Genomic DNA, 18,560 nt, shown 5'->3' with positions numbered 1-18,560 from the left:
TCTTGCGCCGAACCGGTGTCCACTTCGTCGGAGGTCGCTTTCAACGCCACGAAGCCGCGCCCGGGGTCGGGACGCGGCTTCGCGAGACTTCGGGACCTGTCGGCTCGGGCGAACTGGCCTATCCCTGAAGACGCCCGGATCAGTGCCGGTAATGTTGGATCCGTGTGGTCCGCAGACCGGCGAGCCCGTGCTGGTCGATGGAGAACTGCCAGCTCAGGAATTCCTCGGTGGTCAGGGTATAGCGCTTGCAGGCCTCCTCAAGGCTCAGGAGGCCGCCGCGCACCGCGGCCACCACCTCGGCCTTGCGCCGGATCACCCAACGGCGGGTGCTCGGGGGCGGGAGGTCCGCGATGGTCAAAGGACTGCCGTCGGGCCCGATCACGTACTTTACTCTCGGGCGGCTAGGTTCGGTCATGATACGCTCTACACTCGACTGACCTGTCGAGGCTTCAAGGTACTTGCGCCCGCTTAAGAGATGTTGAAGCGCGTCGCTCGAATGTGATTCGTTAAGCGCCACTTGTGGACAACCCGATCGTCTGCACACTCGACAGCGGCACTTTCTGCGAGCCGATCAGCAGAACCGGCGAAGAGCCGCTGAGATCGACTTCGTCCACCGTCCCCGACAGGCTGGTATCGACCGCGACGGTGGATCCGGTGGCGTCCGTGGCCGAGACCTTGATCGAATAGGTGCCATCGGGTGCGGTCAGACCGGCCGAGGTTTTGCCGTTCCACGTGTAGGCTTGGCTTCCGGCGGCGAGCGACGTCGCCTGCGTCGCCACGACGTTGCTGTTGGAATCGAGGATCGTGATCACCGCCTTCGAGGCGGCGCGGGCCGGGGTCAGCGTCCAGGCGGCCGAGCCGCCCGAGAGCTGCGAGGATGCCCCGCTCGCCGTTATGGTCTTGCCGATGTAGCTCGTCGCCGTGGCCGAGCTCGCCGATTGCGAGGCGGTGAGGATGTTGTCGAGGCGGTCATTGGTCTTGAGCTGCTGCTCGACGCCGGCGAACTGCACGAGCTGCTGCGTGAACTGGTTGGTATCCATCGGGTCGAGGGGGTTCTGATTCTTGAGCTGCGTGGTGAGCAGCGTCAGGAACTGCGTGAAGTTGCTGGCGATCTCGGTCGCGTTCCCGCTCTTCGACGCCGCGCTGGTGGCCGATGCCGTGCTGGCGAGGCCCGATATGCCGCTGGTCATGCTGGTCTCTCCCGTGCCGCGCCCAAGCGCGGGCGCACGATGATGGCGTGTCGTTCGGCGAGGGGCCGCCGCGCCTAGATCCTGATGTCGAGACCGCCGTAGCCGCGCAGCCATCGCGTCGGGGCGATCTCCTGCGGCGCCTCGGCCTGATCCCGGGTCCAGCCGGCCGAGCCCCCCTGGGGAGAGCCGCCCTGTTGGCCGTTGCCGCCGCCGGTCTGCGCGCTGCCGTCGCCGCGGAGGGACAGATTCAGGCCGCCGGCCGATGGATCGAGGCCGGCCTGCGTCAGGGCCTGTTGCAGCTGGTTCGCATCGCGCTGGAGCATCGCCAGGGTCTCCGGCCGATCGACCACGAGGTGCGTCGTGACCGTCCCGCGGGCCTTGTCGATCTCAAGCTTGACGTCGACCCGCCCGAGTTCGATCGGATCGAGCCGGATCTGGAAGGCGTTCGATCCGTTCAGCGAGCGCAGGCCGATGGTCATTGGGACCTGCCCGATCGGGATCGCCGGATCGGGCTGGGCGGGCGCTGTCGGCTGAACGGGTACGGCCTGCGCGGCGGCCGCGGACCCGGCGGATGCCGTCGCCGCCGGTAACCCGCCCGGATTGGCCAAGCCCGCCGCCTGCGGCGCAGGGCCGGCCGCACCGGAAGCGGAGGACTGGCCAGCAGCCTGACCGGCATCGGCCAGGGCGGCGAGGAAATCCGCGCCAGAGTTGGCCGCAGGCGTCGTCGGATCGCCCGTGCCGGTCTGAACGGTCGCGACTGGGCTGGCTCCCGGATTGACCGGCTCGGATCGCGCCGCGCCCGCCGCGGCCCCCTTCGTGCCGACACCCGGCCCGGCGATCCCCGTAACCGTCGTCTCCGGCGCAGCATCGACCGTGCCCGTCCGGGAGGGCGTTGGCGCTGGTCCGACAGAGGCCAAGAGGGCCGCTCCGGCGCCGGCCGGGAGCGTGGCTGTAATGCTCTCCTTGCCGGCCGTGTCCGGTTCCGGAGCCTGAGCTTTGGTCGTAGCGCTGTTGATGGTCGCGCCGCCCGACATCGCGGCAAGCAGGCTCAGCAGCGTGGCGGTGGGATCGGGAGGCGCAGCTTGCGCCGGGACCTCGACCTGGCTCGCCTGTGCCTGGGGTTCGGCCGGGGCGGGGGTATCGGCGTCCGTGACCGGCGTGTCGGCCACCGAATCCTGCACCGGCGTGCCGGCCGTTGCGACCTTCAGGGGGGCCTGTGCGTCCTGCGGGGTGGGCTCTGATGGCGCGCGCGGCGCCGCCGAAGCGGATGGCTCCGGGTGCGGAGCGGGCGCGGCAGCGGGATCCTCGGCGCGTGGAGCGGCTGCCGGTGCGGGCGTACCGGGCGTCACCGCGGTCGCGGCTTTCTTCGGCAGGGCGGCAGCCGAACGCGTCTCCGCAGTTCGGGCCTCGGCCTGCGCGGCTGCGTCGCGGTTCCGCTCCGAAACCGTCCGGGCGGCGTCGGTTTCCGCGCGCTGCGTCGCCTGCCGCGTCCGCGTCGCGTCGGCGGCATCGCGCTGGCCGGCCGAACGGGCCTGCGTGACTGCGGCGTCGTCCCGGATTCGGGCGGCGTCGAGGGCCGCGCCGAACCGGTCCTGCGTGGACGTGCCGGACCGCGCGGCGATGCCCGCCGCGTCCCAGCTCGTCCGCGTGGATGGGATCCACGCGGGCACGTCCAACCGATCCGTCGCACCGCTCGCCATTCCGGGCTCCTCTTGAGGGCGATGCAGCAAGGTGCGCGCCAACGATGCGCCGAGCTAAGAAACTGACAAATAGAAGTTTTTTTGAAATCGAAGGGCGGGCCCAAGGTCGAAGCTGCCGCCTGCCCGGCAGGATCTGCCGGGCGGCCGCACCGGAGCGGGCCGTTCACGCTGGAAAGCCGGGCGGACTCCCGCTATAGACGCCCCGTGCAGCCGGGAAGCTTCCGGGCAGGCGGCTGCGGATCCTCGTGATGAACGCCCTCGATCTCCCCAAAGCCCCCCACGAGACGCGCGTCGTCGTCGCCATGTCGGGCGGCGTCGATTCCTCCGTGGTCGCCGGGCTCCTGAAGCGCCAGGGCTTCGACGTGGTCGGCGTCACGCTCCAGCTCTACGACCATGGCGCGGCGAGCCATCGCAAGGGCGCGTGTTGCGCCGGGCAGGACATCCACGACGCGCGGGCGGCTGCCGAGCATCTCGGCATTCCGCATTACGTCCTCGACTACGAGGATCGGTTCCGCGACGCGGTGATCGAGAAATTCGCCGAGAGCTACCTCGCGGGCGAGACGCCGATCCCCTGCGTCGAGTGCAATCGCACGGTGAAGTTCCGCGATCTCCTGGGCCTCGCCCGGGATCTGAACGCGGACGCCCTGGCCACCGGCCATTACGTGGCGAGCCGGGCGCTGCCGGGTGGTGGCCGGGCGCTGCACCGCGCCCTCGATCCCGCCCGGGACCAGAGTTATTTCCTGTACGCGACCACCGCCGAGCAGCTGGACTTCCTGCGCTTCCCGCTGGGCGAGATGGAGAAGACCGCGACCCGGGCCCTCGCGAAGGACCTCGGCCTGTCGCTGGCCGAGAAGCCCGACAGCCAGGATATCTGCTTCGTGCCGCAGGGCCGCTACAGCGACGTGATCGCCCGCCTGCGCCCGGACGCGGCGCGGCCCGGCGAGATCGTCGACCTCGCGGGCCATGTCCTCGGCCGCCACGATGGCATCGTGCATTATACGGTCGGCCAGCGCCGGGGCCTCGGCCTTTCAGGCGCCGAGCCGCTCTACGTGGTGCGGCTGGAGCCGGATACCGCCCGGGTGGTCGTCGGCCCCCGGACCGCCCTCGCCACCGCCCGTATCCGCCTCTCGGAGCTGAACTGGCTCGGCGAGGGGCCGGCCGAAGCCGTGCGCGACCTCTCCGTGGCTGTGCGCGTGCGCTCGACCCGGCCGCCGCGCCCGGCGACCCTCACGGTCGGGCCGGACGGCACCGCCGAAGTGGTGCTCGCCGAGCCGGAGGACGGCGTGTCGCCGGGCCAGGCCTGCGCGATCTACGCGGATGACGGCCCCCGCGCCCGGGTGCTCGGTGGCGGCACCATCCGGCGCGTCGACGCGTTGTCGGCCCGGCCTCGCGAGGCCGCCTGATCTCAATCTCTGGAATGTCCGAACGATGCTGAGCGAGCCGCAGACGGCCGGGCCGAGCACGGCCCTGATGCGCAAGGCCTACGCGCGCTGGGCCCCCGTCTACGACGTGGTCTACGACAAGCTCACCGAGCCCGCCGCCCGCGCGGCCGTGGAGGCCGCCGCCGAGCATGGCCCGCGGATCCTGGAGGCCGGCGTCGGTACCGGGCTGGCGCTCGGCTACTATCCGAAGGCGAGTTTCGTCTGCGGCGTCGACCTCTCGGAGGACATGCTCAAGCGCGCCCGCGCCAAGGTCCGGCGCCGGAACCTGGCCCACGTGAAGGGGCTGCAGGTGATGGATGTCTGCCACCTGGGCTACGCCGATGCGAGCTTCGACGCCGTGGTGGCGCAGTTCCTGATCACCCTGGTGCCGGACCCCGAGGCAGCGATGTCCGAGTTCCTGCGCGTGGTGCGGCCCGGCGGTGGCATCGTGCTGGCCAACCATTTCGGCCAGAGCGACGGCCCCTTGGCCCGGGTCGAAGAGATCGTGGCGCCGCTCTGCACCAAGATCGGCTGGTCCTCGGACTTCAAGGCCACGCGGATCGAGGCCTGGGCCCGGCGCAACGGCGTCGAGGTTCTGGGCCTGAAGCCGACCTTCCCGGGCGGGTTCTTCAAGATCCTGCGGATGCGCAAGTCCGGGTGAGCGAGGTTCTGCCCGTCGCCGGGGCCCCCCGCGAGGGCCGCTGGAAGCGTGTCCGGCGCTGGCTGCCGCTCGTGCTGCTGATCGGCATCTCGACCATCGTCCTCGTCTCGGGCGCGGCGCAACTCCTGAGCCTCGACCGCTTGCTCGCCTCCCGGGCGTGGCTGCGGGGATACGTCGAGGCCGATTATGGCCGCGCGCTGGTCTCGGCCTACTGCCTTTATGTCGGGGCTGTGGTTGTGTCGGTGCCGGCCACGCTGATCCTCACCATGATCTGCGGCTTCCTGTTCGGGATCGTGCCGGGGGCGCTGACCGCGCTCTGCGCCGCGACCACGGGGGCGGCGATCGTGTTCACCATCGGCCGGGGGCCCGGCGCCGACCTGCTCCGCCGGATGGGCGGGACCCGCCTCGCGGGCCTCGCCGAGGGTTTTCGCCGTGACGCCTTCGGTTACATCGCGGTCCTGCGGTTGCTGCCGCTGTTCCCGTTCTGGGTGACGAATCTCGCGCCTGCCGCCTTCGGGGTGAAGATGCGGGTCTTCGTGCTGGCGACCTTCCTGGGATTGCTGCCCGGGGTCTTCGTGTACGCCACCACGGGGGCGGGCATCGAGGATGTGGTCGCCGCCCACGAGGCCGCCCGGACGGCCTGCCTGGCTACGGCCGCAACCGACTGTGACCGGTCCCTGACCCTGCGGGACCTCGTGACGCCCAAGATGGTGGCGGGTCTCGTGATGCTGGCCGCCTTCGCCCTGGTCAGCATGGCCCTCGGTCGGCGCGCCCGGCGCCGCTCTGAGACGTGATTTGCGGACGCGGATCCCGCATCGACGCGAGAGAGCGCGTCAAAACAACGACGTGCCGCTATTCCCAAGTGCAGGGCGTGCCGAAAATGCACTTGGGCTGTCGGTTCAAATGTTCGAGTCCGCCGGATTGCAATGCGATCGAGCGACCGTGCCAGGACGCGCGGACGGTTCCCAACCGTGAATCCGGTGGCGATGGCAGATGCAACCGCTGGCGGGCCATTACATTATAGTGCTCGCGGCCTAGAGGCTGTATCGCCTGCAAGACCGTGGCTTGTGAACATGTCCCCCGCGAAGGCCGGAACCGGCTCGAGCAACCACCGCCGTCTCGTTCCGCCTCCGCGACGCCCGCGCGGAGCGTGACCGGCATGACGCTCGAGTCCGACACCGCGGTCGCGACGGCCGCCGTGCCAATCCCGGTCCAGACCCGCGACGGGTCCGACCGGCGCAGGCTGCGCCTAGGTCTGTCCGGCCGGCTGTTCCTCGTCACCGTGGCGTTCGTGGCGGTGGCGGAGGTGCTGACCTACGTGCCGGCAGTGGCCAATTATCGGATCGAGTGGATGTCGGATCGGCTGGCGGCCGCGCAGGTCGCCGCCCTGGTCCTCGACGGCCGGACGGGCGAGCCGGTCTCGGAGGCGCTGGAGAGCCGGCTGCTTGCCGGGGTCAACGCCCGCGCCATCGCGGTCCGCGGCGGCGGCACGCAGCGCTTGCTCGCCATCGAGGCGGTGCCGGAACGCGTCGCCGATACCGTCGACCTGCGCGATGTCACGGCTTTCTCGGCGATCCGCGGGGCGTGGCGGACCCTGGTGGCCCCGACGCAGGAGCCGATCCGCGTTGTCGGGGAAGGGGGGATCGGCTTCGATCGGGTCGAGATCCTGCTCGATGAGGCGCCGCTCCGCTCGGCCATGGTCGATTACGCCCTGCGGCTGCTGGTCTCCTCGCTGATCATCGCGGCCTCGGCGGCGGGGCTGGTCTTCGTGGTGCTCCAGGTCCTGATCGTGCGCCCGGTGCGGCGGCTGGTGACCAGCATCACCGCCTTCGCGGACGATCCGGAGGATGCCGGCCGGATCATCGCGCCGTCCCGCCGCAGCGACGAGATCGGACAGGCCGAGCTGGCGCTCGGGCGGATGCAGCGCAGCCTCGCCGATCAGCTCCGGCAGAAGCGGCGGCTGGCCGAGCTGGGCCTCGCCGTGAGCAAGATCAGCCACGAATTGCGCAACCTTCTCACCGGCGCGCAATTGCTCGGCGATCGTCTGGAAGGCACCGCCGATCCCACGGTCCAGCGCGTCGCGCCGCGCCTCGTCGACACGCTCGCCCGCGCGATCCGCTTCTGCGAGGCGACGCTCGCCTATGGCCGGGTGAGCGAGCGGGCGCCGCGCCTCGTCCGGACGACGCTGGCGCCGATCTTCGCGGAGCTCCCGGACCTTGCCGCGCTGTCGGCACATCCCGTAGCCGTGCAGGTGGCGGCGGGCGGCCTGTCCGTCCAGGCCGATCCGGAGCAGCTGGGGCGGGCGCTGGCCAACCTCGTCCGCAACGCCGTGCAGGCCCTCGATGGGGCCAAAGTCGCCGACGCCACGGTGCGGGTCACGGCCGCGCGCGAGGAGCCGGGGCGGATCATCATTCTGGTTGCCGATAACGGCCCCGGATTGCCGGCGCGCGCCCGGGAAAACCTGTTCGCACCGTTTGCCGGCTCGACGCGGTCCGGCGGAACGGGGCTCGGCCTGCCGATCGCTGCCGAGCTGATCGGGATCATGGGCGGCACGCTGACTCTCGACACCTGCGAGGACGGGGCGCGGTTCCGGATCGTGCTGGCCGAGGGCTGAAGCCTTTATCCCGCCCTCGGGACGGAGCCCTATTCCGCAGCCGCCAGGACCGGCTCGGCGACGCGAATGCCGAGATCGGCCAGCAGGGCCGCATCCGCATCCGCTTCGGCGTTGGCGGTGGTGAGCAGCCGCTCGCCGTAGAAGATCGAGTTGGCCCCTGCCAGGAAGCACAAAGCCTGCGCCTCCCGGCTGAGCGCCCGCCGGCCTGCGCTGAGCCGGACCCGGGCGCGGGGCATCACGATGCGGGCGGTGGCGCACATGCGCACCATGTCGAACGGGTCGATCGCCTCGGCTGTGTCGCCCAGCGGCGTACCGGCGACTGCCGCCAGCGCGTTGATCGGCACGCTTTCCGGGTGCGGCGCGTGGTTGGCCAGCACGTGCAGCATCGCCACGCGGTCGCTCGATCCCTCACCCAGGCCGATAATGCCGCCGCAGCAGACGCCGATCCCCGCCGCGCGTACCCGATCCAGCGTGTTCAGCCGGTCCTCGTAGGTCCGGGTCGAGACGATCTTGTCGTAATAGTCCGGTCCCGTATCGAGGTTGTGGTTGTAGGCCGTCAGCCCGGCCTCGGCGAGGCGCTCGGCCTGGCTCGCCGTCAGCATGCCGAGCGTGACGCAGGCCTCCATGCCGAGGCCGCGCACCCCGCGGACCATGGCGAGCACCGCGTCGAAATCCGACCCGTCCTTGGGGCTGCGCCACGCTGCGCCCATGCAGAACCGGGTCGCGCCGGACGCCTTGGCGGCGGCGGCCTCAGCCAGCACGGTCTCCACCGGCATCAGGCGCTGGCGCGGCAGCCCGGTCTCCTTGTGGTGGGCCGATTGCGAGCAGTAGCCGCAATCCTCCGGGCAGCCGCCGGTCTTGATCGACAACAGGCTCGCGCGCTGGACATCGGCCGGGTCGTTGTACGCTCGATGCACGGTGGCGGCCCGATGCACGAGATCGAGCAGCGGCAGGTCGTGGATCGCCTGGATCTCCGCCACGGTCCAATCGTGGCGGATGTCCTGCGGGTACGGGGTGGTGACTTGGCTCATGGTGCCTTTGAGTGGGATCGGCGCAAAAAAATCAAGCACCCGGCTCAGTCGGTCGGCTCACCGGCCGAGACCTTGGCGGTCCAGTCGTCGAAGGCGATGACGGTCTGGCGCTGCTCGCCCAGCCGCTCGATGCGCAGAACCATCTCGTCGCCGGCCTTCAGGTAGTGCGGCGGCTTCATGCCGAGGCCGACGCCCGGCGGCGTGCCGGTGGTGATCACGTCGCCGGGCTCCAGCAGCATGAAGTGCGACGTGTAGGCGACGAGCTGGGGCACGTCGAAGATCATGGTCGCGGTCGAGCCGGTCTGCCGGCGCTCGCCGTTCACGTCGAGGCTCATGGCGAGGTTCTTGAGGTCCGGGATCTCGTCCAGCGTCACCAGCCAGGGGCCCAGCGGCCCGAAGGTCGGCGCGCTCTTGCCCTTGGTCCAGGTCGGGCCGCGGTTCATCTGCCAGTCGCGCTCGGAGACGTCGTTGCAGATGCAGGCGCCCGCCACGTAGTTCAGCGCCTCGTTGGCGTGGACGTAGCTGGCGCGCCGGCCGATCACCACGGCGAGTTCCACCTCCCAATCGGTGCAGGACGAGCCCTTGGGCAGGATCACCGCGTCGTTCGGGCCGCACAGGCTCGATGGCGCCTTGTTGAAGATGATCGGCTCCGCGGGGATCGGCGAGCCCGTCTCGGCAGCGTGGTCGGCGAAGTTCAGGCCGATCGCCACCACGTTGCGGGTGCCGCCCACGCAGGGGCCGAGCCGCACGTCCGGCGGCAGCTTCGGCAGGGTCTCGGGATCCAGAGCCCGCAGCCGCGCGAGCGATTCGGGGGACAGCGCCGGTCCGGCAATGTCGCGGACGATGCCCGAGAGGTCGCGCAGGCCCCCGTTTGCGTCCACGAGGCCGGGCTTCTCGTCGCCGCTCGGACCGTGCCGGAAGAGCTTCATCGCCGCGCTCCTGAATTCCTGCCCCTGGAACCGGTCTCCGCCGGCCGCCGGGACCATGGCCGGGCGCCGGTCCAGGCGCAAGCGCCAACGCTGCGGAGCGGGGGCCGCGCACGTGTTGCTGTTGAGCAACGTGCTGGCGGAAAAGTGCATATCTACCAGTTTATTGATCTATTGTTCCTGCTGGCGCCTGTGCGGCGGAACTCAGGATAGGATCTCGGAAAAACAGTCATCCCCGCAATATCTGCAGCATCCTGGAGCATACTTTAGGTATGTCGGCGTGCTTCGTCTTCGCGCAGGAATGACCGATTGTCGTTGCGGTTTTGCCCTCGGAATTGGCACCATGAGCGAAGCGGTGCCGCATAACGAGTCACGAACACTCGACGGTGCCCGACAGGGTCGAAGGGCTTGGGGGACGAGATGGGCGGGACGGTGCGCGCGGCGATGCTCGCGGCGACAGCGATGGTCCTCGGCGCCGGGGCGGCGCATGCGGGCGCGTTCGGGATCCGGGAGCAGAGCACCGAGGCGCAGGGGCTCGCCTGGGCCGGCGCAGCGGCGGGTTCGGGCGGCGTCTCCTCGATCTTCTGGAATCCCGCGACGATCACGATGAACCCGGGCTTCGTCGCGGAGCAGAATCTTACCTATATCGGCCTGTCCTCCACGATCCGGCCGGATATCGGCACCAATCCGGGATTGGCCCGCCTCGGCGGTTCCGGCGATATCGGCCAGGGTGCGGTCGTGCCGGCGGGGGCGACCTCCTACCAGCTCAACGACCGCCTCTGGCTCGGCCTGTCGACCGGGGCGCCCTTCGGCCTCGTGACCAAGCCGCGGCAGGTCTGGGCCGGTGAGGTCTACGGACGCTCGTCGCGGATCTTCTCGCTCGCCTTCAACCCGGTGATCGGCTTCAAGGTCAACGAGTGGCTGTCCGTCGCCGCCGGTCCGAACATCGAGTATTTCCGCCTGACCCTGCGGCAGGCGCTGCCGATCCCCGGCATCCAGCCGACCGTCTATCCGAGTTCCTTCCTCAAGGGCGAGTCCTGGGGCGCGGGCTTCACCGCGGGCGCCACGATCACGCCGCGCGACGGGACCGTGCTGGGCATCGGCTACCGCTCCTCGGTGCACCACGACATCGACGGCTCGATCGGCGTGCCCCTCGTCGCCCTGGCCCGCGCCGCCGGTCAGGTCCGCGCCAAGCTGAACACCCCCGACAAGCTGAGCGTCGGCCTGACCCAGGCGATCTCGCCGGTGGCGCGGGTCAACCTCGGCTTCGAGTGGGACAACTGGTCGAGGCTCGGCAATATCGGCATCGTCTCGAAGACGCTCGGCCTACCGGTCAATTCGCTGCCGCTGAACTACAAGGACGGCTACACCTACTCGATCGGCGCCGAGTACGATGCCGCGCCGAACCTGACGCTGCGCACCGGCTTCGCCTACGAAACCTCGCCGATCGACTTCTCCAACCGCTCGGTGCGCCTGCCCGATGGCGACCGCTACAACGTCTCGGTCGGCGCAAGCTATCGGTGGAACGAGAAGCTGACCCTCAACGCCGCCTACTCGCACTTCTTCCTCGACCGGTCGCGGATCCTGGCCGGCATCGGGCGCGACTACAATGTCGGCAACATCGCCTTCGCGGGCGTGGTCGACTCGAGCGCCGACATCGTCTCGGTGGGTTTCCGCTACGTGTTCGGCGCCCCGCCGGCGCCCGCGCCGCTGGTGCGGAAGTACTGAGGCGCCCGCTCAACTGTTTCGCTGCGCTCGGCCTTGCGAGCGTAGCGCTGCCATTCCGTGCGACGGGTCGCGTGCAGATCTTGGGCTGTCTTGCGTCCCGTGCGTCGTCCGGGACGACAAGGCGGGTCCATGGCCGATCCCGATCTGTTTCGGGGGGAGGTGGGTTCAGGCGCGCATCCGCACGTAGGTCCCCGGGGCCGGACCCAGGGATTGCAGCGCATCGCCGCCGGGCTTGCGGGCCGGGACCCGTTCGGGGGCCTGGGACTCGATCCACTGGAACCAGTAGGGCCACCACGAGCCCTTGGTTTCCACCGCGGCCGCGATCCAGGATTCCAGCGTCCCCTTCACCGGTCCGCCGGTCCAGTAGCCGTATTTCGGCTTCGCCGGGTGATTGACCACCCCCGCGATGTGGCCGGAGCCCGCGAGCACGAAATCGACCTTGCCGCCGAAAACCTTCGAGCCCTCGAACACCGAGAGCGCCGGGGCGATGTGGTCCTCGCGCGTGGCGAGGTTGAAGATCGGGATCTGCACCTTCTTCAGGTCCAGCCGGACGTTGCCCAGCACCATCCGGCCCTGCGCCAGCGTGTTGTTCAGATAGCAGTTGCGCAGGTAGAACGAATGGTTCGCCGCCGGCATCCGGGTCGCGTCGGAGTTCCAGTACAGCAGGTCGAAGGCCGTGGGCGCCTTGCCCTTGATGTAGTTGTTCACGATGTACGGCCAGATCAGGTCGTTCGGCCGGAGCATGTTGAAGGCGTTCGCCATCTGGGTACCCTCCAGGTAGCCCTGCTGCTCCATGCGGGCCTCGATCTGGCGGATCTGGTCCTCGTCGGCAAAAACCTTCAGGTCGCCCGCATGGGTGAAGTCGACCTGGGTGGTCAGCAGCGTCGCACTCTTGATCCGCCGGTTACCGGTGGCCGCCTGCATGGCGAGCGTGACGGACAGCAGCGTGCCGCCGACGCAGTAGCCGGCGGCCGTTACCTCGCTCTCGCCGGTGGCGACGCCGATCGCGTCGATCGCCGCCTCGATCCCCTCCCGCATGTAGGATTCGAAGTCCTTGTCGGCGTGGCGCGCATCCGGGTTCACCCACGAGATGCAGAACACCGTCAGTCCCTGGTCGACCATCCACTTGAAGAAGCTCTTCTGGGGATTGAGATCGAGAATGTAGAACTTGTTGATCCAGGGGGGCACCATCAGGAACGGGCGCCGCAGGACGATCTCGGTGGTGGGGCTGTACTGGATCAGCTCGATCAGGTCGTTGCGGAACACCACCTCACCAGGGGTGACCGCCACGTTCTTGCCGACCTCGAAGCCGCTGGGATCGGTCTGGCGCACGCGCAACTGCCCGCCGCCGGCTTCCAGATCCTCCTCGTACATCTTCAGGCCGCGGACGAGATTGGCGCCATTCTCCTGCAGGGTGTGGCGGATCAATTCCGGGTTGGTCGGCAGGAAGTTCGAGGGCGAGAGCATGCTGGTGAACTGGCGCAGGTAGAACTGCGCCTTGTGGCGCGTATGCGCGTCCAGCCCATCGGCCTCCTCGACCAGCCCCTCGGCCCAGCGGGTGCCGATCAGGTAGGCCTGCTTGAGGAAGTCGAAATACGGGTTCGTGGACCAATCGGCGTGCGCGAAACGCGCGTCCCGCGGCTCGGGGAGCGCCACGGGATCGGCCGGCTGGCCTTGCAGGCGCAGGTAGGTCGAGCCCCAAAGATTCAAGAAGGCCTGGGACAGGCGGGCCTGGGCCTCGGCGCTCTTGTTCGGGTCGGCGAGCCAAGCCTCGGCCACCTGCTGGAGGACCTTGGCGGCCTCGTTCATGTCCCCGCCGGGGGCGCCGGCCTGGGCTTCGGGTTGAAGCAGACGGCCGACATTGCGGCCCATCGCTTCCATGAACTGTCCGGCGTTGCGCGACAGCGCCTCGAAGTCCGGCAAGGCCGGGCTGACGTCGGTGGGCATCGCGCCGCTGGTCGGCGATTTCGGAGGGGCGGTCCGGTCCGGCGCCTGAGGGCTGGTCAAACGTGCCTCCCTGTGGGTTTATCCGTCGACCCGCGCAGGGGCCGCGTTTCCGACAAAATAAAGAGCGAGCCAGAGTTTTCGCCAGTGCGCTCACGAACGCGATCGAAACATCCCGCCGATCTTCTCATGCCCGCGCGTCTTCTCATGGACATGTGACTATGGATCGACCCTCTTTGAACCCCGGATCCTGCCTCCGTGATCCCGGCCGGCACCCGGCATTTATCCGCGCGTCGATTCTCGCACTCCTCGCCGGATCGCTGGCCGCCTGCTCGGGCGACGTCGTGCGCTCGCTCGCCTCCGATGCGGGCTACGGGCCACGGGTCGTCGCAGCGCCGGACTTCGTGGCCGAAACCCGCAGCAAGGCCGCGCCGGACTACATGCCTGTCGGCGTCGACGCGCCGAAGCGCCCGATCCGGGCGAAGTCCGTCACCGGCCAGAAGGAATTGGAAGCCGAGCTGGAGAGCGCGCGCGGCCGCAACGTGGCGCGCGGCCGTGCCGCCGCGAGCGCCGGCCAGGGTGCGGCCGCCACGATCAAGCCGGCGCCCCCGCCTCCGTAAGAGCCGCGGTTTTGTGGGTCGGCGGCGGCGCTCAAGTCTGCTACAGTCTTTGGTTCGCGCGACCGGCACAAATGAGAGACGCCAGCTCCGGGGCGCGCCGATGGACAGGCCCATGACCGACTTTCACCGCATCAAGCGATTGCCGCCTTACGTCTTCGAGCAGGTCAACCGGATCAAGGCCGCCGCCCGCGCGCAGGGCGCCGACATCATCGACCTCGGCATGGGCAACCCCGATCTCGACGCTCCCAAGCACGTCATCGCCAAGCTGTGCGAGACCGCCGGACGCCCGCGCACCGACCGCTATTCCGCCTCCAAGGGCATCGCCGGGCTCCGCAAGGCCCAGGCCGGCTACTATCAGCGCCGCTTCGGCGTGAACCTGAACCCCGACACGCAGGTCGTGGCGACGCTCGGCTCCAAGGAAGGCTTCGCCAACATGGCCCAGGCGATCACCGCCCCGGGCGATGTCGTGCTGGTGCCGAACCCGAGCTACCCGATCCACGCCTTCGGCTTCCTGATGGCGGGCGGCGTGATCCGTTCCGTGCCGGCCGAGCCGACCCCGGCGATGTTCCCGCTGCTGGAGCGGGCCATGCGCCACTCCATCCCGAAGCCGGTCGCCCTGGTGGTGTGCTACCCGTCGAACCCCACCGCCTACGTGGCGAACCTCGATTTCTACACGGACCTCGTGGCCTTCGCGAAGCGGCACGAGTTGATCCTGCTGTCGGACCTGGCCTACGCGGAGGTCTATTTCGACGGCAATCCGCCGCCCTCCGTCCTGCAGGTGCCGGGCGCGATCGACTGCACGGTGGAGTTCACCTCGCTCTCGAAGACTTACTCGATGGCTGGCTGGCGCATGGGCTTCGCGGTCGGCAACGAGCGGCTTCTGGCGGCGCTCACCCGGGTGAAGTCCTACCTCGATTACGGCGCCTTCACGCCGATCCAGGTCGCCGCCACCGCAGCCCTCAACGGGCCGGACGATTGCATCAACGAGATGCGCAGCATCTACCGGAAGCGCCGCGACGCGTTGGTGGAATCCTTCGGCAAGGCCGGATGGACCATCCCGTCGCCCGCCGCCTCGATGTTCGCCTGGGTGCCGATCCCCGAGCGCTACCGGGAGATGGGCAGCCTCGAATTCTCGAAGCTGCTGTTGGAGAAGTCCGACGTGGCGGTCGCGCCCGGCATCGGCTTCGGCGAGTTCGGCGACGAATACGTGCGCATCGCGCTCGTCGAGAACGAGCAGCGTATCCGCCAGGCCGCCCGCAACGTGCGTCGGTTCTTCGACGGCACCGACAAGACCCTGCACAACGTCGTGCCGATGGTGCGGGCCGGGTAAGGCCGACCCGCCGCGAACCAGCCGGCGCCGCGCCCCTCGCGGTGCGAAGCTCGGGCCCGGTGGGGACTTACGCTGTGCCGCCGGATGCCCGGAGTTGCACCGTACGCCTGTTCGCGGGGTGCGGCGCCAGCGTCTCGGCCGCCCGGACCCTGCGGGCGAGGTCGTGGATCGACGCCCCGGCCTGCCCGAAGCCGCCGGCCGTGCCAAGCTGCGCCGCCGGTGCGGTCGTCCGCGCGGTCAGGATGCCGGTCCGGTCCGTGATGGAGTCGAGCAGGGCGCGCCTGCTCGCCGGGTCCGAAGGCCGCGCCGTCGCCGTATCGCGCCGGGCCGCCCACATTTCGGCCAAGCCATCCGCAATAACCTGGGCCGCGACTGCGATCTCACCCTCGAAACTTGTGGAGGGAACGGTTTTGGCACGGCCGACTGCCGAAGACTTGAACCCGTCAGCCATCAACGATGCGAGGGACGATCTCATGGCGGTTGTTCCAGGCTGGTTTGCGTCGGGACACGGCCAGATCCTAGGTCAGGATGGTTAAGAAAGAGCAAAGCGCTGATTTTAATCCTGATTTATGCCCTTTTATTCTCAGAGATCTGACCAAAAGATCATAAATTTTATTTCTGCTGTGCCTATCGAAGCAAGTTTCCTTCCGATGCGTTCTTCAATAGCCAAAAACTGTGCTGTTGAGCTCGGCCCTGCCGTGGTCTCGGCCTTACGAAACAGGACGCAGACGCGGTTCGATGCCCGCATCCCGTTCCCCGGTTGCGCCCGCCCTGATTGTTGCCGCGGCGCGACAGGCTCCGCCAAAGGTGCTGCCGTCCAGCTCCGGCGCTTGTCAGGGCGGATTGCGATGGCCAGGGTCAGGGGAGGGGTCCCCCCGCGTCCCGAGAGAAGCATGCGCCGCCTGAACCTGATCGCCGCCCTGCTGCTCGCCGCCGCGGCCTCGGCCTGTGCGCCGAACCCGATCATCGCCCGCGATCCGATCCCGGCGCCGGGCCCGACGGATGTCTACGCCTGTGATTCGAAGCCGTTGCCGGTCAACGCCTTCATCTCGGATTGCAAGCCGGTTCCGGCGAGCCCGCAGGTGGTCCTGCGCGCCCGGGGTTGATCCGGCCGACCATTCGCTAACCGGTCGGGTCGGAAGAGCCGGACAATCCGGCCGCGATCAGCTAGACTGTTCGTGAGTTGCCGGCCGAGCCGGCCTGTGACGGAGCATCGCGTGAGCACCAAGACCCTGATCGCCGCCGGCCTCCTCGCTCTCGTGGCGGGGCAGGGCGCCTCGGCCTCCGACGCAGCCTACGCGCCAGGGCCGTATCGTGGGCCGTCCTACGTGTTCACGGCGCCGAACGGACCGACGGTCCTGGACACCGAGGGCTGCTGCAAGGTGGTCGTGCCGCCGGGCCGCCCCGATCTCGCCCAGCCCGCGATCCCCGTGGTCGAGGTGATGAACGGTGGTGGCTTCGGCTACACCGGGTTCGACTATTACAACGACCAGATCACCGAGGGCCGGTTCGGGGCGCGCAAGCGGCCGAAGGAATACGTGATCGCCCCGTCCTACGTCGTCCCGCCGCGTTACTGAGCTGCAGTCTCCCGCTGCAGGGCCTCAATCCTTGTGTGGATCGTGGCCCCAGTTCATCAGCGATAGCCGCCAGGGCGAGTCGGGGTCCTTCCGGGCCGCGCCGCCTTGCTTGAGATGGCGATGGACGTAGCCCACGACCTTGCGCATGGCGGCGTAGTCGTCGTCCGTCAGGTCGGCCTTCTTCGTGTCCTTGATCGCCAGGATGCGCCGGCCCATCTCGTGGCCGGTCGATTCATCGCCGTCCTTCTTCTGGCCGACCTCCTGGCTGGCACCGCTGTCGAGATGTTTCTTCAGCGCCGCAGGCGTCATGTTGACCGCTTCGTTGAAGTCCTTCCAGGTCTCGGCGTGGTCGGCCTCTGCCATTGATCCGCTCCTTCGTCTGCCCCGTCAGGTGTCAACACCAACGCGTCCGGGGCCGGAGGGGTCGCTCCCGTCCCTGCGGTCGGCCGCCGCACGGAGGGCCCATACGGCGGCGTGGTGGCGTTTACAGGCCGGCCCCCGGCGGGTATCACCCCGGCCCGACCAGCCTCCCACGTTTTCCGAAGAACCAGATGCGCGCCGAGATCGAGCAAGCCTCGGATGCCGCCAAGCAGTCTATAGGGCTGCTGAGGAGGCATCTTTGACTGGGATACAGTCGATAAACGCCTCGCGGAGCTGAACGCAGCTTCCGAGAACCCCGACCTCTGGAACGATGCCGAGGCCGCCCAGAACGTCATGCGCGAGCGTCAGCAGCTCGACGAGGCCGTCACGGCGATCAAGAAGCTGGAGCGCGATCTTGAGGACGGCGCCACGCTGATCGAACTCGGCGAGATGGAGGGTGACGAATCCTCGATCCGCGAGGGCGAGGCCACGATCCTGGCCGTCGAGAAGGAGGCCGCGAGCCGGCAGGTCGAGACCTTGCTGTCCGGCGAGGCCGACGGGTTCGACACCTATCTCGAAGTCCATGCCGGGGCCGGCGGCACCGAGAGCCAGGACTGGGCCAACATGCTTCAGCGCATGTATGCCCGCTGGGCCGAGCGCCGAAAGTACAAGGTCGAGGTCGTCGAGATGACCGACGGCGAAGAGGCCGGGATCAAGGGCGCCACGCTCCTGATCAAGGGCCACAACGCCTATGGCTGGCTCAAGACCGAGTCCGGCGTGCACCGTCTGGTTCGGATCTCGCCCTACGATTCCAGTGCCCGGCGGCACACCAGCTTCGCCAGCGTCTGGGTCTATCCGGTGATCGACGACCGGATCGAGATCGAGATCAAGGAATCCGACTGCCGGATCGACACCTACCGATCGTCCGGCGCCGGCGGCCAGCACGTCAACACCACCGACTCGGCGGTGCGTATCACCCACAATCCCACCGGGATCGTGGTGGCGTGCCAGCAGGAGCGCTCGCAGCACAAGAACCGGGCGACCGCCTGGAACATGCTGCGGGCCCGGCTGTACGAGGCCGAGCTGAAGAAGCGCGAGGAGAAGGCCAGCGCCGAGGCCGCCTCCAAGACCGATATCGGCTGGGGCCACCAGATCCGGTCCTACGTGCTGCAGCCGTATCAGCTGGTGAAGGATCTGCGCACCGGCACGCAGTCCACGGATCCGGACGAGGTGCTCGACGGCGACATCGACCCGTTCATGGAAGCCTCGCTCGCCCAGCGGGTCTTCGGCGGTATGGAAGCGGTCGAGGATATCGACTGATCGGTCGGCGGTTCCGCTGCTCTCCCTCTCCCGCAGAGCTGGCGGATTTACACATCGGGTTGGGGATCATCGTGCAGTTGCCAAGTGGGGCGGCTCGGCTGGCACATGCGCCCTCCCTCCCCCCTTTGCGGGGGAGGG

17 protein-coding genes and 1 pseudogene are annotated in these 18,560 nt (G+C 68.9%); 10 read left to right on the top strand and 8 right to left on the bottom strand.

All coding sequences use genetic code 11. The features are described from left to right. Positions 1-139: 139 nt before the first annotated feature. The 3 genes from MKK63_RS09225 to MKK63_RS09215 all read right to left on the bottom strand — a co-directional run bounded on the left by MKK63_RS09225 (position 140) and on the right by MKK63_RS09215 (position 2,890). A complete protein-coding gene (locus tag MKK63_RS09225) occupies positions 140-415 on the bottom strand; it encodes a DUF1153 domain-containing protein (protein ID WP_007569077.1) in 276 nt (91 codons plus the stop codon). A 91-nt stretch (positions 416-506) separates the two neighbouring features. Then, on the bottom strand, positions 507-1,190 hold the full coding sequence (locus tag MKK63_RS09220) for a flagellar hook assembly protein FlgD (protein ID WP_244000886.1): 684 nt from the start codon (positions 1,188-1,190) through the stop codon (positions 507-509). A 74-nt stretch (positions 1,191-1,264) separates the two neighbouring features. Then, positions 1,265-2,890 carry a flagellar hook-length control protein FliK gene (locus MKK63_RS09215; protein WP_244000884.1) on the bottom strand — a complete coding sequence of 542 codons (1,626 nt, stop codon included), beginning with the start codon at positions 2,888-2,890 and terminating at the stop codon, positions 1,265-1,267. Positions 2,891-3,138: 248 nt separating this feature from the next. Here MKK63_RS09215 and mnmA point away from each other — a divergent pair, with 248 nt between their 5' ends. The 4 genes from mnmA (at position 3,139) to MKK63_RS09195 (ending at position 7,586) form a co-directional block, all read left to right on the top strand. After that, positions 3,139-4,293, top strand: a complete 1,155-nt coding sequence (gene mnmA / locus MKK63_RS09210) for a tRNA 2-thiouridine(34) synthase MnmA (protein WP_244000882.1) — start codon at positions 3,139-3,141, stop codon at positions 4,291-4,293. A 25-nt stretch (positions 4,294-4,318) separates the two neighbouring features. Next, the gene (locus MKK63_RS09205; protein ID WP_244000880.1) at positions 4,319-4,972 is read left to right on the top strand and encodes a class I SAM-dependent methyltransferase; all 654 of its coding nucleotides are present in this window, start codon (positions 4,319-4,321) and stop codon (positions 4,970-4,972) included. Next, positions 4,969-5,766: a TVP38/TMEM64 family protein gene (locus MKK63_RS09200; RefSeq protein WP_244000879.1), complete on the top strand. Its 798-nt coding sequence runs from the start codon at positions 4,969-4,971 to the stop codon at positions 5,764-5,766. The genes MKK63_RS09205 and MKK63_RS09200 overlap by 4 nt, the downstream gene beginning before the upstream one ends. Positions 5,767-6,131: 365 nt before the next feature. Further along, entirely contained in the window at positions 6,132-7,586 is a 1,455-nt protein-coding gene (locus MKK63_RS09195) for a sensor histidine kinase (RefSeq protein ID WP_244000877.1), read from the top strand. 29 nt (positions 7,587-7,615) lie between these two features. Here MKK63_RS09195 and bioB read toward each other — a convergent pair whose 3' ends face one another. Together bioB and MKK63_RS09185 are read right to left on the bottom strand one after the other, a co-directional pair. After that, a complete protein-coding gene (gene bioB, locus MKK63_RS09190) occupies positions 7,616-8,617 on the bottom strand; it encodes a biotin synthase BioB (protein ID WP_244000875.1) in 1,002 nt (333 codons plus the stop codon). Positions 8,618-8,661: 44 nt separating this feature from the next. After that, complete coding sequence (locus MKK63_RS09185; RefSeq protein WP_244000873.1) at positions 8,662-9,546, bottom strand: fumarylacetoacetate hydrolase family protein; 885 nt, start codon at positions 9,544-9,546, stop codon at positions 8,662-8,664. 417 nt (positions 9,547-9,963) lie between these two features. Between MKK63_RS09185 and MKK63_RS09180 the strand changes: the two genes are divergently transcribed. Then, entirely contained in the window at positions 9,964-11,271 is a 1,308-nt protein-coding gene (locus MKK63_RS09180; protein WP_244000871.1) for an OmpP1/FadL family transporter, read from the top strand. Between the two features lie 165 nt (positions 11,272-11,436). On the opposite strand, the pseudogene MKK63_RS09175 reads toward MKK63_RS09180, so the two are convergent. After that, positions 11,437-13,059: pseudogene (locus MKK63_RS09175) on the bottom strand (PHA/PHB synthase family protein); the annotation flags it as partial. 377 nt (positions 13,060-13,436) lie between these two features. Here MKK63_RS09175 and MKK63_RS09170 point away from each other — a divergent pair. Both MKK63_RS09170 and MKK63_RS09165 read left to right on the top strand, forming a co-directional pair. Further along, complete coding sequence (locus MKK63_RS09170; RefSeq protein ID WP_409564496.1) at positions 13,437-13,835, top strand: hypothetical protein; 399 nt, start codon at positions 13,437-13,439, stop codon at positions 13,833-13,835. Positions 13,836-13,947: 112 nt separating this feature from the next. Further along, the gene (locus MKK63_RS09165; protein ID WP_244000869.1) at positions 13,948-15,165 is read left to right on the top strand and encodes an LL-diaminopimelate aminotransferase; all 1,218 of its coding nucleotides are present in this window, start codon (positions 13,948-13,950) and stop codon (positions 15,163-15,165) included. Between the two features lie 67 nt (positions 15,166-15,232). Here MKK63_RS09165 and MKK63_RS09160 read toward each other — a convergent pair whose 3' ends face one another. After that, positions 15,233-15,640: a hypothetical protein gene (locus MKK63_RS09160; RefSeq protein ID WP_244000867.1), complete on the bottom strand. Its 408-nt coding sequence runs from the start codon at positions 15,638-15,640 to the stop codon at positions 15,233-15,235. 418 nt (positions 15,641-16,058) lie between these two features. Between MKK63_RS09160 and MKK63_RS09155 the strand changes: the two genes are divergently transcribed. Further along, positions 16,059-16,271 (top strand): hypothetical protein, encoded by a 213-nt coding sequence (locus tag MKK63_RS09155; RefSeq protein ID WP_160533643.1) that lies wholly within the window; start codon positions 16,059-16,061, stop codon positions 16,269-16,271. A gap of 111 nt (positions 16,272-16,382) precedes the next feature. Next, complete coding sequence (locus MKK63_RS09150) at positions 16,383-16,742, top strand: hypothetical protein (protein WP_244000865.1); 360 nt, start codon at positions 16,383-16,385, stop codon at positions 16,740-16,742. 24 nt (positions 16,743-16,766) lie between these two features. On the opposite strand, the gene MKK63_RS09145 is transcribed toward MKK63_RS09150, so the two are convergent. Beyond that, positions 16,767-17,105 (bottom strand): DUF3140 domain-containing protein, encoded by a 339-nt coding sequence (locus MKK63_RS09145; protein WP_244000863.1) that lies wholly within the window; start codon positions 17,103-17,105, stop codon positions 16,767-16,769. A 188-nt stretch (positions 17,106-17,293) separates the two neighbouring features. Here MKK63_RS09145 and prfB point away from each other — a divergent pair. Next, a protein-coding gene (gene prfB, locus MKK63_RS09140) for a peptide chain release factor 2 (protein ID WP_244000861.1) occupies positions 17,294-18,422 on the top strand; the annotation gives its coding sequence in 2 pieces (ribosomal slippage) (positions 17,294-17,362 and positions 17,364-18,422; 1,128 coding nt in all). The last annotated feature ends 138 nt before the right edge of the window (positions 18,423-18,560 follow it).

The sequence above is a fragment of the Methylobacterium sp. J-088 genome (assembly GCF_022829295.1).
Classification (GTDB): Bacteria; Pseudomonadota; Alphaproteobacteria; order Rhizobiales; family Beijerinckiaceae; genus Methylobacterium.
The sequence above is the reverse complement of the archived record's forward strand: the minus strand, read 5'-3'. Positions and strand labels throughout refer to the sequence as shown.